This is a genomic window from Streptomyces hoynatensis (genome assembly GCF_003626535.1).
GTDB classification, from domain to species: Bacteria; Actinomycetota; Actinomycetes; order Streptomycetales; family Streptomycetaceae; genus Streptomyces; species Streptomyces hoynatensis.
In genome coordinates, this window is sequence record NZ_RBAL01000003.1 from 143,350 (window position 1) to 155,652 (window position 12,303).

The window sequence follows — 12,303 nt, forward strand, 5'->3', positions numbered from 1 at the left end:
CGGTGCGCCGGGGCGCGCAGGGGGTGGACGGGGGGTGCCGCGGGGAACGTCGTCCCGCGGTGCCGGGACGGCGGGTGGGCGGGTGCCGTGGGGCGGGGTGGCCGGGGTGGCCGGGGGAGCGGGTACGCCGCGGGCCCCGGGGGGCGTGCGCGGCGCCGGACGGGCGCGGCCCTGGGCGGGCGCCGGGGCGCGCGCCCGGGCGGTGGCGTGCGGGCGTGGCGCCCGCGCGCCGAAGTCAGTCGCGGGCGCCGCGCGCGGGCCCCGCGGGGGCCCGGCCCGCCGCCGGGGCCGGGCCCGCCCGGTCCAGGTCGGGGCCCACCGCAAGCCGGGCGCCGGGGACCCGGCCCCGGCCCCAGCCGATGCGCTCCCGGTAGCTGCCCAGCAGCCCCGCCCCCGCCACCTCCGGCTCCTCGCGCAGCGGCGAGCCGGCCGGGAGCGGATGGGTGTGCGGCGCCACGAAGAGGGCGTCCACGGGGCAGTACGCCTCGCACATGTAGCAGGTCTGGCAGTCCTCCTGCCTGGCCACCACGGGCACCCCGCCCGGGCCGCGGTCGAACACGTTGGTCGGGCAGGCGAGCACGCACTTGTCGCAGGCCACGCAGCGCTCGGCCGAGACGATCTCGATCACGCCGTCACCTCCAGGGGCGTCCGCGCCGAGGTGGCGGGACCCGGCTCGGGAACGGACCAGGTCTCGTCGAGGCCGCCGGTCACCAGGCGCCGGCGCCAGGCCGGGTCCACCTGGCGCGGGTGGTCGAGCCGCTTGTGCATGCCCCTGGTCTCCTGCCTGGCCAGCGCCGCGGTGTACATCCAGCGCGCGGTGGCCGCCATGGCCGCCGCCTCGCGGGCGCGCACCGCCTCGCCGCCCGCCCCGGACAGGGCCTCCCGCAGCCGCCGCCAGGTGCCGTGCAGCGAGTCCAGCGCGGGGGCGAGCACCGCCCCGTCGCGCAGCTGGTTCTTGTCGTAGGGCAGCACCTCGGCCTGCACGGCGGCCACCACCTCGCGGTGCCCGCCGGGGGCCCAGGTCCGTCCGGTGGGCCGCAGCCCCGCGCCGCCCACGGGACGGGCCGGGCGCGCGTGGGCGGCGGCGCCCAGGGAGCGGGCGAACGCGGCGGCGCCGCGCCCGGCCCAGGTGCCCGAGGACATCGCCCAGGCCGCGTTGTGGCTGCCGCCCCCGGTGAAGCCGCCGCAGATCAGCTCCCTGGTCGCGGCGTCGCCCGCCGCGTAGAGGCCGGGAACCCCGGTCGCGCAGTCCGCGCCGGTCAGCCGGATGCCGCCGGTGCCGCGCACGGTGCCCTCGGCGAGCAGCGTCACCGGGAACATCTCGGTGAACGGGTCGATGCCGAGCCGGTCGAAGGGCAGGAAGAAGTTCGGCTGCCCCAGCCGCATCGCACGCCGCTGCTCCTCGCCCGCCCGGTCAAGGCGGCACAGCACGGTGCCCTCGGCGAGCAGGGTCCTGCCGATCACCGAGCGGCCGCGCCGGCTGCCCGCGCCCTCGAGCACGGTGCCGTCCGCGTGGTAGAACGTCGCGAAGCTGTAGTAGGCGGTCTTGGTGACGGAGGTGAACGCCGGGGCGATGGCATAGGCGTTGGAGAACTCCATGCCCGACATCGCCGCCCCCGCCTCGGCCGCCATCAGGTAGCCGTCCCCGGTGTCCACGTCGCAGCCCAGGGCCCGGGAGAGGAAGGCGCAGCCGCCCGTGGCCAGCACCACGGCGCCCGCCCGCACCCGGAAGGGGCGCCCCTCCTGCCGGCGGTGGCCGGCCGCGCCCGCGACCGTCCCGTCGCCGGTGACCAGCAGTTCGAGCACCGGCGAGTGGTCCAGCACCAGCACCCCGGCCCGCTTCGCCCGCACCCGCATCCGCCGCATGTACTCCGGGCCCTGGAGGCCGCGCCGCACCTGCTCGCCCGACGCGTCCACGGGGAAGGGGTAGCGGCTGATCGCGGCGACCTCGTGCATGTTCTCCCAGGTCTGGTCGAGGACCCTGGCCATCCAGCCGCGGTCGGCCAGGTGGCCGCCCAGACCCTCGCGCGCGGCCATCGCCTCCTCCCTGAGGTCCTCGCGCGGCGGGACGTACCACACGCCGGTGCCCGCGGCGGCGGTCGCCCCGGAGCTGCCGCAGTAGCCCTTGTCCGCGAGCACCACCGAGGCCCCCGCCTCGGCGGCCTTCACCGCGGCCCAGGCGCCGGCGGGTCCGCCGCCGGCCACGAGGACGTCGGCGGTGAGCCGCAACTCCTCCCTGGTGGTCTCCTTCACGAGGGTTCACCTCCGGTCACGCCGAGTCCGGCCAGAAGCCGGCCGCGCAGCCTCAGCAGGCGCGGGTGGTCGAGGGGACGGGGCCGCGGGATGTCCACGGCGAACTCCCTGGCGATGGCGCCCTCGCCGAGCAGCAGCGCGCGGTCGGCGAGCAGGAGGGCCTCCTCCACGTCGTGGGTCACCAGCAGCACCGAGGGCCGGTGCTCTTCCCACAGCCGCTCGACCAGGCGCTGCGCCCTGAGCCTGGTCAGCGCGTCGAGCGCGCCGAAGGGCTCGTCGAGCAGCAGCAGCCGCGGGGTGCGCACCAGGGCGCGGGCCAGCGCCACGCGCTGCGACTCGCCGCCGGAGAGGGTGGCGGGCCAGGCGTCGGCGCGTTCGGCCAGGCCCACCTCGTCGAGCGCGGCGACCGCCCTGGCCCGCAGGTCACCGCCGCGCAGGCCCAGCGTGACGTTGCGCCAGACGCGCTCCCAGGGCAGCAGCCGGTGCTCCTGGAACACCACCGCGGTGCGCTCCGGCACGTCGATGTGCCCCTCCACCTCGGGGTCGAGGCCGCCGATCGCCCGCAGCAGCGTGCTCTTGCCCGAGCCGCTTGGCCCGAGGAGGGCGACGAACTCGCCGGGCGCGATGTCGAGTTCGAGGTCGTCGAGGACGCGCCGGGTGCCGAAGGAGCGCCGCAGCCCGCGCACCCGCACCCCGGCGGAATCCGGGGGCGCGGCGGCGCGCCCGGGCGGCCGGCCGGTCTCGGGGGACCGGCTCGCGGGGCCGGCCTGATCGGTCTGACTGGACAACGGGACGGTTCCTTTCTCCTGGCCGGGCGCCGGCCTTGCGGCCGTGCCCGGCCGCTCGTGTCCCCGCACGGCTCAGACCCCGGCGAAGCCGCGGCGCCAGGCCAGGGCGCGGCGTTCCAGCAGCCGGACGAGCAGGTCGGACAGGACGCCGAGCAGGGCGTAGGTGACGAGGACGACGAACATCACGTCCGTGCGCAGGAATTCGCGGGCGTCGGTCATCAGGTAGCCGATCCCCGAGGTGGTGGCGGTCTGTTCGGCCACGACGAGGGTGAGCCAGCCGATGCCGAGCGCCTGGCGCAGGCCGACGAAGATCTGCGGCAGCGCGCCCGGCAGGATCACCCTGCGGGTCAGCCCCCACCGGCCGAGCCCGCAGGAACGGGCGGCCTCGACCAGCCTGTTGTCCACGCCGCGGATGCCGTGCAGCACGTTGATGTAGAGCGGGAACACCGGGCCGATGAGGATCAGCATCGTCTTGGAGGTCTCGCCGATGCCGAACCAGATGATGAAGACCGGAGCCAGGGCCAGGTGCGGCAGCATCCGCAGCGCCTGGATCGGCGGGTCGAGGACGTCCTCCACCCACCGCGTCAGCCCGGCCGCGAGCCCGAGCACGAGGCCGAGCGGGATGCCGAGGGCGAGCCCGCGCCCGACCCGTCCCAGGGAGACGAGCAGGTGGTGCCCGAAGTCGCCCGATTCGAGCAACTCCACGGCCGCCTCCCGGACGCTGCCTGGCGAGGGGGTCGTCGAGCCGAACCAGCCCTGGCGGGTGCCGAGCCACCACAGCAGCAGCACGGCCGCCAGTCCGCTGACCCGCCGCAGCGCGACGGCCGCGCCGCGGGGCCGCCGCCCGCGCGCCCGCGTCCGGGGGGCGGCGGGCCCGGGCTCGGGAGGCGGGGCCGCGGGCGCGGGTGCGGTGAGGACGGGGGCCTGGTTTTCGGGCATGGTCGTGCGGTCCTTTCGGCGGCGCGCCGCGCCCGCCCCCGGGCGGCGGCCGGGCGTGGCGGCCGGCGAGGGGAGGGCCGGGCGGCCCGGGCGGGAGGCGGCGAGCGGGCGGGGGAGGCGTGACGGGGAGGCGTGTGCCCCGGCGGAGCGGGCGGGGCGGGCGGAGGAGGGGGCACGCGGCGCGCCCCCGGCGGGCGGCGCTGCCCGCGGCGGAGGGCCGGCGGCGCCGGGGCACGGCCGGTGGAGGGTCCGGGTGAAGGTCCGGGGAAGGCCGGGCGGGCGGCGCGCGGCGCAGACGGCCCTGCGGCACGGCCCTGCCGAACGGCCTGGGAAACGGGGGACGTTCGGGGAGGAGGCGGGGTGCGCGTCAGCGACACATCGCGGTCGCGACCCGCTTGAGGTCGACGGCGCGCCGCCGGGTGAACCGGGCAATGATCCGCATGGCCGAGACTGTAGCGAACAGGTGGACGAATGGGTAGGGTCCGCCCAAGTCCGTTCATCTCGGGTCATGTGCCCGTAACGCGGCTTCATCCGCCGTCACGCACGCACCGCCCGTCTGCGCAGGCCGGGCGGGGACCGCGGGGCGCCGTGAACAGCGTGCGAATTCTCGTGACGGCCTTTCCGGCGCCGGGCCTCAACGGCTTTTGCCGGCCCTACGCGGCCGGATTCCGGTACGTGAGCGCCATCACCTTTAGTGGCTACCTCACCCGCCGCGGGCATATACCGTCAGGAGACGTCGCAAGACGTCGGGAACTTCAGGGAAACGGGCCGCCCGCCATCGGGCCGCCGTGGCCGCGCCAGGGACCGGCGCGGGCCGGGCGGGCGGCGGAGCGGGCCGGTGGCCGCCGGCGCTCTCGGAGACGGAGGACCAGTTGCGGTGCAGGGCTACATGACCGCTTCCCAGCGGGAACCCGCCCCGTGCAACTTCTGCGATGGCGACGGGATGAGGTACTACTCCTGGGCCTACGTGCCCGGCGCCGATCCCTTCTCCTTCCGGCACGTCGAGACGCTGGTCAGATCCGGCTCCTGCCGCAACTGCCGGGGCACCGGGCGGTACGACGCCACCCGCGACCCCACTCTCGACCTCGGCCGGGACGAGGACCGGAGCGCGGACCCCGACCAGGACCTGGACGCGGAGCCCGACTGAACCGGCCCCCGGCCGCGCCGGGTGGGGGCCGCGCCGCGTGGGGGCCGGGCCGAAGCCGGGCCCGAGGCGGCCCGCGCCGGACGGAGGCGGCCCTGGCCGGCGGGCGCGGGACCGCCGCCCGGGGCCCGCTCGCCCGCGGGCCCCGGGGCGCCGGTCAGGAGCCGCAGCCGAGGCGGTGGGTCGCCAGGGCCACGTCGTCGAGCAGCACGTCGTAGGAGCCGGGCGCCGAGCCGGCCTGGTACAACTGCCAGCCGATCCGCACCGTGTCGAACCGCGGGAAGACGAAGTCGACCGGGTTGCCGCCGTGTTCCGTGGTGGTCACGGTCAGGTCGGGCTGCGCCCGGCCGTCGAGCCACACCGAGATCCGGTTGTCGCTCGCGTCCTGCTCCCACTCCACGCAGGTCCACTCCCCGGCCGCGGCGGGCGCGGAGGCGCGCCAGTTCGTCCAGTCGCCCGTCGGGCCGCCGTCTGAGCCCACGCCCCACAGCGCCGTGCCGCCGTCCACCTCGGGCACGTACTGGCCGCCGATCGGCCGCACCACGCTGCCGTCGCCCTCGCCCGTCGCCTCGACGAGCGTGAAGTGCGCCCAGTCCGGGGCGGTGGGAAAGGCGGCGACACGCAGCCACATCCTGCCGAAGAAGCTGTTGCCCGGGGCGGAGAACCCGTCGGCCTCAAGGAAGGCGTGGCCGTTGTCCTCGGTGTGGACGTGCAGCACCTGCCCCTGCCGGTGGCCGCGGCCCCGCTCGCGCTCGACGGTCAGCGTGCCGCGTTCGGTGTCCACGCCCCAGTCGAGGCTGGTGGCACCGCCGCGCGGCAGGGACTCGAAGTCCTCGCAGAACAGCAGCGAGGCGTCGCGGGAGCAGGCGCCGTGCCCCCTCCCGTGGGCGGCCGTCCCGCCGGGGGCGGCCGTGGCGGCGCCGGTGGCGAAGGTGGCGAGGAGCAACGCGCCGAGCAGGGCCCGCCGGACGCGCCGGGCGGCGGACGGGCCGGCGGGCGGGCGGGGAGACGGGACGGAGGGCGTGCGGGTTCGTCTCATGAAATCTCCGTACGTAGCGGGGCCGTTCACGGTTTTGGGAGCGCTCCCATGAGGTGGCACCCTAGCCAGCCGGCCGCCCGCGCGCCAGGCACGGGCGCGCGCCTGCGCCCGGCCTGCGGGACCGGCCGGGCACGGTTGTGACGTTGCAACAAAGGTGTAAGGATGCCGCCCGCACCCCCCCGTCCGACGAGGAGTCCCCGTGACGCACGTGAACGCCGCGAGAGCGATCAGGGCGACCGTCTGGGCGGAGGACCTGCCGCGGGACCCGGCCGTGCAGGCGGCCTACCCCGCGGGCCTGCACACCGCCATCGCGGACGGGCTGACCGAGCGGGGACTCGCCGCGAGGACGTCGGGTCCCGGCGAGCCGGAGCAGGGGCTGGGCGGGGAACTGCTCGCCGGGACCGACGTGCTGTTCTGGTGGGCGCACGCGCGCCACGAGGAGGTGAGCGACGCGGCGGTGGCCAGGGTCAGGGACCGGGTGCTGTCCGGCATGGGGCTCGTGCTGCTGCACTCGGCCATGGAGTCCAAGATCTTCCGTGCCCTGCTGGGCACCAGCGGCCGGATCGGCGGCTGGCGGCACGGCGACCGGGAGGCGGTGTGGACGGTGGACCCCACGCATCCGATCGCCGCGGGGGTGCCGCAGCCGATCCTGCTGCGCGAACACGAGATGTACTGCGAGCCCTTCGACGTCCCCACGCCGGACGAGCTGGTCTTCGTCTCCGGGTTCGCGGGCGGCGAGGTGTTCCGCAGCGGCCTCGCCTACCGGCGCGGCCTGGGCAGGCTGTTCTACTTCAGCCCCGGCCACGAGTCCTGCCCCGTCTACCACCGCGAGGACATCCGCACCGTCCTCGCCAACGCCGCGAGGTGGGCGGCGGGGGAGCGCCAGGGGGCGTCCGCGGAGGCGCCCGCGCCCTGGCCCTCGCTGCGCCGCGCCCCCGGCTGGTACGCGCGCTGAGCCGCCGGGCGGCGCGGCGCGCCGGCCCGAACCGCCTGCCGTCGCGCCGGCCCGAACCGCCCGCCGGGGCGGCGCGGTTACCCTGGCCCGGTTCCGCCGCCGAGGGAGGCACGCCGTGGAGCTGCGGCAGCTGAGGTACTTCGTCACCGTGGCCGAGGAGCGGCACTTCGGCCGCGCCGCCGAGCGGCTGCACATCGGGCAGCCCGCGGTCAGCCAGCAGATCCGCCGCCTGGAGAGGGAGCTCGGCGCCGACCTGTTCGACCGTTCGCCCCGGCACGTCCGGCTCACGCCGGCGGGCGAGCGCTTCCTGCCCGAGGCGCGCGCCGTCCTGGCCGCCGAGAGCAGGGCGCTGGCCGTGGCGGCCGCCTTCGCCCAGGAGTACGCGGGGACGCTGCGGCTGGGCACGAGCGCGGGACTCGGCAGCCGCCTGGACGACGTCCTCGACGCCCTCGCCAGGCGGGCCCCGCACCTCGCCGTGGAGCTGGTGGCGGCGCCCACCGGGGAGCGTCTCGACCGGGTGGCCGCCGGTTCGCTGGACGCCACCTTCGTGCGCGGGGCGCGCGGCGGCGGGGCCCTGCGCTTCCTCCCGCTGTGGGAGGAGCCGCTGGTGATCGCCCTTCCGGCCCGCCACCGGCTGAGCCGCGGCCGGGACGTGGCCCTGGCCGACCTCGCCCCGCTGCCGCTGCGCCTGGTGCCGCGGCACCGCAACCCCGCCCTGGCCGATCTGGTCGCCGGGGCCTGCCGGGAGGCCGGATTCGCGCCGCTGCCGGGACCGCCGGCGGGCTCGCTGCACGACACCCTGGCCGCGATCGGGGCCGGGCCGCCCACCTGGACCGTGGTGTACGCCTCGCAGGCCGGGCAACTGCGGCCCGCCCGCGTCGCCTTCCGCCCGCCGCGCGGGCGCACGCTGGCGCTCACCACGGCGCTGTGCGTGCGCGCCGAGGCGCCCACCCCGTTCCTGCCGCTGCTGCGCGCCGCATGCGCCGCGGCGGGCGACCGGCACGAGTGAGCGGCGGGCGTGATCGGCAGGCGTGATCGCTGCCAGTCCGGCTTGGGCCTTGGCGGCGCGGCCCCGGCGGGCTGGACTTGCCTGGCCGGCGGAACCCGGAAGGGCCGGGTTCCCGGCGAGTGGAGGAAGAGCGTCATGCCGATCGTGACCGTACAGCAGGGACCCCGCGACGTCGAGCTCAAGCGGCGGCTCGTGGAGGGGATCACCAGCGCCTTCGTGGAGGCGTACCGGATTCCGGCGGAGACGGTGCAGGTGTGGATTCACGAGGTGCCCGCCGACAGCTGGGGCGCCGCGGGCAGGCTGCAGAGCGACGCCTGACCTGCGGGGGCCGGGGGCTCCCGCCTTCCGCCCCGCGCCGCCCCGCAGCCCCCGCCCGGCGCGGCGGGGGCGGCCGCGGCCCCGGCGCCGTGACGCCGTGCGCCCGGGCACGCCCCGCGCCCCGCGGGGGAGTTCAGCCGGGGTGCGGGGCGGCCGTGGAGTCGCGGACCACCAGCCGGGGGTGGAAGAGCACCTCCTGGTGCCGGTGCCCCGGCTCGGTCTCGCCGAGCAGCAACTCGGCCGCGGCGTACCCCACGTGATAGGTCGGCTGCCGCACGGTGGTGAGCCCGGGGGAGAGTTCGGCCGCGAAGGCCACGTCGTCGTAGCCGACGACCGACAGTTCGTCCGGCACCCGCACGCCGCGCAGCCGCAGGCCGCGCAGCATGGCGAGCGCGGTGGCGTCGTTGAAGCAGATCACGCCGGTCGGCCGCGGGGCGAGGGCGAGCAGGGACCCGGCCGCCTGGGTGGCCACGGTCTCGATCGGGCCCTGGCCCACCCGGATCTCCGCCAGCGAGCGCACCGGGTCGAGACCGGCCTTCCGCAGCGCCCTGCGGATGCCCCTGGTGCGGTCGCTGATCGTCCTGACGGCCGTCTCCGAGCGGACGAACGCGATCCTGCGGTGGCCCAGTTCGAGCAGGTGCGCCGCCGCGAGCTCGCCGCCCGCCACGTTGTCCACGGTGGCCGCGCACAGGCCGGTGCCGTCGCGCGGGTGGTCGAGCAGCACCACCGGGGTGCCGCGGGCGTGGAGCCGGGTGAGCCGGTCGAGGTGGGAGCCGATCGGCGTCACCAGGATGCCGCGCACGCTCTGCTCCTCCAGCAGCCGCAGGAACCGTTCCTCCCGCTCCGGCTGCACGTCCGTGCTGCACTGGACCAGCACGCAGTCCGCCTCGGCCAGCCGGTCCTCCACGCCGCGGGCCACCGCCGAGTAGTAGGCGTTGGCGGTGTCGAGGAGCACGCAGCCCACGACGGCGCTCGGCGCCCCGCGCAGCTGCCTGGCCGCCCCGTTGCGTACGTAACCGACCCGGTCCATCGCGGCCTCGACCCGGAGCCGGGTCGAATCGGCCACCACCTGAGGGTTGTTCAGCACGTTGCTGACCGTGGACATCGACACGCCGGCCGCCGCGGCCACCTGCCTGATTCCGGCGCGTCGCACCGTCTGACCGGACACGAACGCAACACCATCCCCTCGTTTGGAGCGTAAGCCTACCGATGCAGGGGGTAAGGATTGAGCCAGTGGTGTGCCTCCGGGTGAACTCCGCGTGACCGGCGGGAGGGACGCGCCGCCGCGGGGACGCCCCGCCGTTTCGGCGGTGACGGGATGGGCAGCCTCCGTGCCGGAGGCCATACTGGGTACAAGGGGGAGAAGAGACTCGAACCGGTGGGGGGCGAGGCACGCGCGATGGCGAAGGGAACGCTGATCCACGGCCGGTACCAGCTACTTGAGCTCATCGGGCGCGGCGGCATGGGGGAGGTCTGGCGCGCCAGGGACGAGGCGCTCGACCGCCGGGTGGCGGTCAAGTACCTGAAGCCGCTGGGCAATCGCCAGGAGGAGTCGTTCCTGCGCACCCTCAGGGAGCGGTTCAGGCGCGAGGCGCGGGTGGCCGCCGCCCTCCAGCACCGCGGGGTCACCGTCGTCCACGACTTCGGCGAGTGGGAGGGCATGCTCTACCTCGTCATGGAGCTGCTCGACGGCCGCAACCTGAGCGAACTGCTCGCCGAGCACCGCCCGCAGCCGCTGCCCGTCGAGGAGGTCTGCGACATCGCCGACCAGGTCGCCACCGCCCTCGCCTACACCCATGCCCAGGGCATCGTCCACCGCGACCTCAAGCCGGCCAACGTGATGCGGCTGCGGGACGGCACGGTGAAGATCTGCGACTTCGGCATCGCCAGGCTCGCCCACGACATCGGCATGACCGCCAAGCTCACCAGCGTCGGGATGGCCATGGGCACCCCGCACTACATGTCGCCCGAGCAGATCGCGGGCATCGAGGTCGACCACCGCAGCGACCTGTACTCCTTCGGCTGCGTCCTGTACGAGATCGCCACCGGCGCACCGCCCTTCGACCTCGGCGACCCCTGGTCCGTCCTCCTCGGCCATCGCGACACCCCGCCCGAGCCGCCCCGCGCGCACCGCCCCGACCTCCCCGCCGAGCTGGAGGACCTCATCCTCCGGCTGCTGGCCAAGGACCCCGCGGAGCGCCCGCAGGACGCGGCCGCCCTCGCCCGCCGCGTCGCCCTGGGCGTGCTGGGCCGGCGGACCGCCCCCGGGCGGCTGCCGCAGCCCAGGCAGGCCGAGCGGCTGCCGGCGTGGACCCGCGGCATGCGCGCCGGCTCGCGGGCCAGCGGCTCCTGGTCGCTGCGGCTGGCCCCGCCCGACCGCTCCGCCGGACTCACCGGCCAGTGGACGGGACTGGCCCACGCGACCCTCGTGCGCCCCGAGGGCGAACGCCGCGGGCCCTCCCCGGAGTACCTCGCCGTCCTCTCCAGCAGGCACCGCGCCGGGCTCAGCCTGGGGCGCCTGGGCCGCTGGGAGGAGTCCTGCGACGTGCACCGGGCCGTCGCGGCCGAACGGGAACGCGCCCTGGGGCCCGAGCACCCCGACACCCTGGACAGCAGCTACGAGGCGGCGTACGCGCTCGGCCGCCTCGGCCGCTGGGAGGAGGCGCTCACCCGCTACCGGCAGGTCGCCGAGGCCCGCGCCAGGCTGCTGGGCCCCGACCACCCCGACACCCTCGACGCCCGCTACGAGACGGGCATCAGCCTCGGCCGCCTCGGCCGCCCCGCCGAGGCGCTGAGCCTGTACCGGGAGCTGATCGCCGCCAGGACCCGCAGCCAGGGCGAGCGCCACCCCGAGACGCTGCGCGCCCGGCACGGCCTCGGCATCAGCCTGGGGCGCCTGGGCCGCTGGGAGGAGGCCCTGGCCGAGGCCCGCGAGGTGTGGTCGGTGCGGGCCGAGGTCCTGGGGCCCGACCATCCCGACACCCTGGTCAGCCGCCGGGAGATCGCCGTCGGGCTCGGCTGGCTCGACCGCTGGGAGGAGGCCCTGGACGAGTACCGCGAGGTGCGGCAGGCCAGGGAGCGGGTGCTGGGCCCGGGCCACCCCGAGGCCCTGGCGAGCCGCAACGACGAGGCGCTGTGCCTGGAGCAACTGGGCCGCGCGGCGGAGGCCGCGGAGTTGTACCGGCAGGTGGCGATCCCCCGCGAGCCCGGGGAAACCGGCCCGGGCGAGGAGTGAGTGGCCCCCACGTACCATGGGCCGCATGTCCTTTCTCCGCCGCCGCGGCGCCGCCTCCCCCGCAGGTCCCGACTTCGACGTCCTGGCGATGGACCCGGGGGACTGGCCCGGGGTGCTCGGCGCGGGGCTGCTGCCGGCGCCCGACGGCAGCTGCCAGGGGGTGGTGCTGCGCTACGACCTGTTCGGCGGCCGCGGCCCGGCGATGGTGATCGGCAACCTGCCCGAGGGCTCTCCCGCCAGGGAGGTGGCCGAGGGCGAGGTGCCCTTCGAGGTCCACCAGTTGCTCGCCGCGCTCGACCTGGACGAGGAGGTGCGGGCCCTGGGGACCGAGGAGGTTCCCGTCATGCACGAGGGCAGCCTGCTGGTGGTGCGGCGGATCACGCTGACCGAGGGCCGCATCTCCTGCGTCCAGTTCGACCGCAGCGACGGCGTGCTCGTGACCATCGCGAGCTGGGAGCGGCCGATCACCGACGAGCTCTACCAGCTGCTGAAGCCGCTGCCCGCGGAGATGTTCCAGCGCTGAGCCCCGGCTTCCCCCGGTGGGCCGCCGCGTGGACGGGCGGGCCCGGCGCGGCTGCCCGCGCGGCGGACCCGCGCCCGCCCGCCGGCCGGCCGCGCCCCCG

At 76.6% G+C, this 12,303-nt stretch carries 13 protein-coding genes; 6 read left to right on the forward strand and 7 right to left on the reverse strand.

Features of this window, described 5'->3' with window-relative positions:
- Positions 1–235: 235 nt before the first annotated feature.
- From D7294_RS06505 to D7294_RS33915, 5 genes are all read right to left on the reverse strand, one after another.
- Complete coding sequence (locus D7294_RS06505; protein WP_120676500.1) at positions 236–628, reverse strand: 4Fe-4S dicluster domain-containing protein; 393 nt, start codon at positions 626–628, stop codon at positions 236–238.
- Positions 625–2,253 carry an FAD-dependent oxidoreductase gene (locus tag D7294_RS06510; RefSeq protein ID WP_120676502.1) on the reverse strand — a complete coding sequence of 543 codons (1,629 nt, stop codon included), beginning with the start codon at positions 2,251–2,253 and terminating at the stop codon, positions 625–627. Before D7294_RS06510 ends, D7294_RS06505 begins: the two co-directional genes overlap by 4 nt.
- Positions 2,250–3,041: an ABC transporter ATP-binding protein gene (locus D7294_RS06515; RefSeq protein ID WP_120676504.1), complete on the reverse strand. Its 792-nt coding sequence runs from the start codon at positions 3,039–3,041 to the stop codon at positions 2,250–2,252. Before D7294_RS06515 ends, D7294_RS06510 begins: the two co-directional genes overlap by 4 nt.
- A 72-nt stretch (positions 3,042–3,113) precedes the next feature.
- Entirely contained in the window at positions 3,114–3,980 is an 867-nt protein-coding gene (locus D7294_RS06520; RefSeq protein ID WP_120676506.1) for an ABC transporter permease, read from the reverse strand.
- A gap of 367 nt (positions 3,981–4,347) precedes the next feature.
- A complete protein-coding gene (locus tag D7294_RS33915) occupies positions 4,348–4,422 on the reverse strand; it encodes a putative leader peptide (protein ID WP_422070666.1) in 75 nt (24 codons plus the stop codon).
- A gap of 447 nt (positions 4,423–4,869) precedes the next feature.
- Between D7294_RS33915 and D7294_RS06525 the strand changes: the two genes are divergently transcribed.
- On the forward strand, positions 4,870–5,127 hold the full coding sequence (locus D7294_RS06525) for a hypothetical protein (RefSeq protein WP_147450780.1): 258 nt from the start codon (positions 4,870–4,872) through the stop codon (positions 5,125–5,127).
- Positions 5,128–5,281: 154 nt separating this feature from the next.
- Here D7294_RS06525 and D7294_RS06530 read toward each other — a convergent pair whose 3' ends face one another.
- Positions 5,282–6,163: a hypothetical protein gene (locus D7294_RS06530; protein ID WP_241562157.1), complete on the reverse strand. Its 882-nt coding sequence runs from the start codon at positions 6,161–6,163 to the stop codon at positions 5,282–5,284.
- Positions 6,164–6,362: 199 nt separating this feature from the next.
- Here D7294_RS06530 and D7294_RS06535 point away from each other — a divergent pair, with 199 nt between their 5' ends.
- The 3 genes from D7294_RS06535 to dmpI all read left to right on the forward strand — a co-directional run bounded on the left by D7294_RS06535 (position 6,363) and on the right by dmpI (position 8,445).
- Positions 6,363–7,118 (forward strand): ThuA domain-containing protein, encoded by a 756-nt coding sequence (locus tag D7294_RS06535; protein WP_120676510.1) that lies wholly within the window; start codon positions 6,363–6,365, stop codon positions 7,116–7,118.
- A gap of 115 nt (positions 7,119–7,233) precedes the next feature.
- On the forward strand, positions 7,234–8,127 hold the full coding sequence (locus D7294_RS06540) for a LysR family transcriptional regulator (protein WP_120676512.1): 894 nt from the start codon (positions 7,234–7,236) through the stop codon (positions 8,125–8,127).
- A gap of 135 nt (positions 8,128–8,262) precedes the next feature.
- On the forward strand, positions 8,263–8,445 hold the full coding sequence (dmpI, locus tag D7294_RS06545; protein ID WP_120676514.1) for a 4-oxalocrotonate tautomerase DmpI: 183 nt from the start codon (positions 8,263–8,265) through the stop codon (positions 8,443–8,445).
- A 133-nt stretch (positions 8,446–8,578) separates the two neighbouring features.
- Here the strand turns inward: dmpI and D7294_RS06550 are convergent, their stop codons facing one another.
- Positions 8,579–9,613 (reverse strand): LacI family DNA-binding transcriptional regulator, encoded by a 1,035-nt coding sequence (locus D7294_RS06550; RefSeq protein ID WP_206619470.1) that lies wholly within the window; start codon positions 9,611–9,613, stop codon positions 8,579–8,581.
- 231 nt (positions 9,614–9,844) lie between these two features.
- On the opposite strand from D7294_RS06550, the gene D7294_RS06555 reads away from it, so the two are divergent.
- Together D7294_RS06555 and D7294_RS06560 are read left to right on the forward strand one after the other, a co-directional pair.
- Positions 9,845–11,680, forward strand: a complete 1,836-nt coding sequence (locus tag D7294_RS06555; protein ID WP_120676518.1) for a serine/threonine-protein kinase — start codon at positions 9,845–9,847, stop codon at positions 11,678–11,680.
- Between the two features lie 25 nt (positions 11,681–11,705).
- On the forward strand, positions 11,706–12,203 hold the full coding sequence (locus D7294_RS06560) for a hypothetical protein (protein ID WP_120676520.1): 498 nt from the start codon (positions 11,706–11,708) through the stop codon (positions 12,201–12,203).
- Positions 12,204–12,303 lie beyond the last annotated feature (100 nt).